This window comes from Pseudomonas sp. P5_A2_2, assembly GCF_054177685.1.
Map to the genome: position 1 here is coordinate 1 of NZ_JBGCUL010000529.1, position 3153 is coordinate 3153.

2 protein-coding genes are annotated in these 3153 nt (G+C 60.9%); one reads left to right on the forward strand and one right to left on the reverse strand.

What is annotated here, in order from left to right; all coding sequences use genetic code 11:
* Positions 1 to 519: ATPase (locus tag ACXRVY_RS21725; protein ID WP_458238210.1), on the forward strand; the 519-nt coding region annotated here is incomplete at its 5' end.
* 185 nt (positions 520 to 704) lie between these two features.
* Here the strand turns inward: ACXRVY_RS21725 and ACXRVY_RS21730 are convergent.
* Positions 705 to 3153 (reverse strand): NAD-glutamate dehydrogenase domain-containing protein (locus ACXRVY_RS21730; RefSeq protein ID WP_458238211.1); only part of this gene is annotated, 2449 nt, incomplete at its 5' end.

Consider the following 3153-nt stretch of genomic DNA (forward strand, 5'->3'; position numbering starts at 1 on the left):
AATCGTGCCTACCTTCGGGACTATCGAGCCAACGCCGGCACCGGTTTCGGCCAGAGCCTGCTGGTGCAGCCGATTCATGACGCCTACGTAGCCACCTCCAGGCCAGACCTGGCGGTGGATTGGGTCAAGGCCTCCCTGCAGCGGCAATTTGGCTCGGTTATCGTATACCCGGACATTCAGAGCCTCAGGGCAGCGAAACCGGATGTGATGGCAGTGGTCGACACCCGAAGTCAACTGATGACCTCGCGCAGTTCGGATATCCAGGCGGATGTCAGTGCGGACTTTTATGACAAGAACTTCAACTACATCGGTACTGCACAAGGCCATGACGCCAAAGCACTCAGCCCGGTGTGGGCCGACTATAAACGCAGTGAAGAGATAGTTGCGGATATTAATGAACAACAGAATGTGCAAGTCAGGGCACTGCAAAAGTTTGACCAATCGCTCAGTAATTTACTGACCAGCCCGACAAGTAATGTGTCGATGATTGATAATAAATCAAGCCAGAAGTTGTATTGAAATCAATGCCCCCATCGCGGGTAAGCCCGCTCCCACAGTAATGGGTGTCTTACACACCACTCATGTACACCCATTTACTGTGGGAGCGAGCTTGCTCGCGATGGCGCCGGTACAAACACCACAAGATTCCCAGACAAAAAAAACCCCGCATCTCTCAATGCGGGGTTTTTTCATTCAACGCCTGATCAGGCAGCCGGTTCCAGCTCGGCGGCGACAGCGGCAGGCACTACCGCTTGACCGCTCAATGCCAGGTCCAGCAGTTCGCGGTTGGCCACCGCGTACATGGCGTAGTCGGTGCCGCTGGCGGCACGGATTTCCACCAGCATGGCACGCCAGCGTTCGATCATGCTGTCGTGCTGCGCCATCCACAGCGCCAAGCGTGTTTCCACGTCCTGGGTACCGTCGCCCTGTTGCAGGACCGAGATGGTGATCGCGCGTTGCTGCCAGTCGACGTCATCGCGGAACGCTTCACGGGCCAGGGCCTGCCAGTTGTTTTCAACCGGCAGAGCGCTGATCTGTTGCATGTACCAGGTGATGTCCAGCGCACTGCCCACGGCGAAGTAGGCCTTGGCCACGTCCGCAGGGTCCTGACCGGTCACGTCGGAGGCCTCGATGATCGGCAGCAGGGTGTACAGGTGCGAGGTGCCAGCCACCATGCGCGCCAGCAACTCCGGTACACCGGCTGCGACGTACGCCTGGTAACGGGCCTGCCAGGTTTCGCGGATCTCGCCACTGAGCAGCTCGTCGAGCTTGAGGCCCAACTCCTTCAGGTGCGGACCGAAGTGGGCGACGTCACGGGCAGCGTTCTGCTCGTTGCGACGGGCACGCAGGAACCAGCGCGTAGCGCGACGGCCCAGACGCATCAGCTCGTCCATCAGCTCCAGTTGCACGTCGGCGGAGACCTGGTAGTCCAGGTTCTCGATCTGACGGAACCAGTGCGGGAGATGGAAAATGTCGCGCACGATCACGTAGGCGCCGGCCACGTTCGCCGGGCTCATGCCGGTCGACTCTTTGAGTCGTTGAACGAAGGTAATGCCCATGTGGTTGACCAGATCGTTGGCGATCTGGGTGCTGACGATTTCACGCTTCAGACGGTGACGACGCATGGCCGCGGAGAACTTGCTCACCAGGGTTGGCGGGAAAGCGGTTTCCATGTCGCGGGTCAGGTAGTCGTCGTCCGGCACCAGGGAGCCAAGCAACTGCTCCTTGAGGTCGATTTTGCTGTACGAGATCAGCACCGACAGCTCGGCGCGGGTCAGGCCGTGGCCTGCGGCGATGCGCTCGTTGATTGCATCTTCGGCCGGCAGGAACTCGATGGCGCGATCCAGCTTGCCGCGACCTTCCAGGTCGTTCATCAAGCGCTTGTATTCGGCAATCCGCGGCAAGGCGCGACGGGCAGCCAGGGACAGGGCCTGAGTCTGCTTGTAGTTGTTGCCCAGCACCAGACCACCGACTTCGTCGGTCATGCTCGCCAGCAACTGGTTACGTTGCTTGTCGGTCATGTCGCCGGCCTGAACCACTTCGTTCAGCAGGATCTTGATGTTCACTTCGTGGTCGGAGCAGTCCACGCCACCGGCGTTGTCGATGAAGTCGGTGTTGGAACCGCCGCCATTGAGGCCGAACTCGACGCGACCCAGTTGGGTCATGCCCAGGTTACCGCCCTCGCCCACGACTTTGCAGCGCAGTTCGTTGCCGTTCACGCGCAGTGCATCGTTAGCCTTGTCGCCGACATCGGCGTGGCTTTCGCTGCTGGCTTTCACGTAAGTACCGATACCGCCGTTCCACAGCAGATCCACCGGCGCCTTGAGCAAGGCGTTCAGCAGTTCGGTCGGGGTCAGCTTGTCGGCCTGGATGTCGAAGCGCTCTTGCATCTGCGGGGAAATCGCGATGCTCTTCGCGCTGCGCGAGAAGATCCCGCCGCCTTCGGACATGATGCTGGTGTCGTAGTCCGACCAGGCCGAACGCGGCAGGTCGAACAGGCGCTGACGCTCGGCGAAGCTCGATGCCGGCTCAGGGTTCGGGTCGATGAAGATGTGCAGGTGGTTGAACGCTGCGACCAGTTGCAGCTTGTCGGACATCAGCAAGCCGTTGCCGAACACGTCACCGGCCATGTCGCCGACGCCCACCACAGTGATGCTGTCTTCCTGGACATTGATGCCGCGCTCGCGGAAGTGGCGCTGTACGCCGACCCACGCGCCCTTGGCGGTGATGCCCATCTTCTTGTGGTCGTAACCGGCCGAACCACCGGACGCAAACGCGTCACCCAGCCAGAAGCCGTAGTCGATAGCGATGCCGTTGGCGATGTCGGAGAAGGTCGCAGTGCCCTTGTCCGCGGCCACTACCAGGTACGGGTCATCGTCGTCATGACGCACGACGTTGGCCGGTGGTACCAGGGCGCCATCTTTCAGGTTGTCGGTGATGTCCAACAGGCCCGAAATGAAGATGCGGTAGCAGGCGATGCCCTCGGCCGCGATCTCGTCACGGCTGCCGCCCAGTGGCAGGCGACGCGGCAGGAAGCCGCCCTTCGCACCCACCGGCACGATGACCGAGTTCTTCACTTGCTGGGCTTTTACCAGGCCCAGGACTTCGGTACGGAAGTCTTCTTCACGGTCGGACCAGCGCAGACCGCCACGA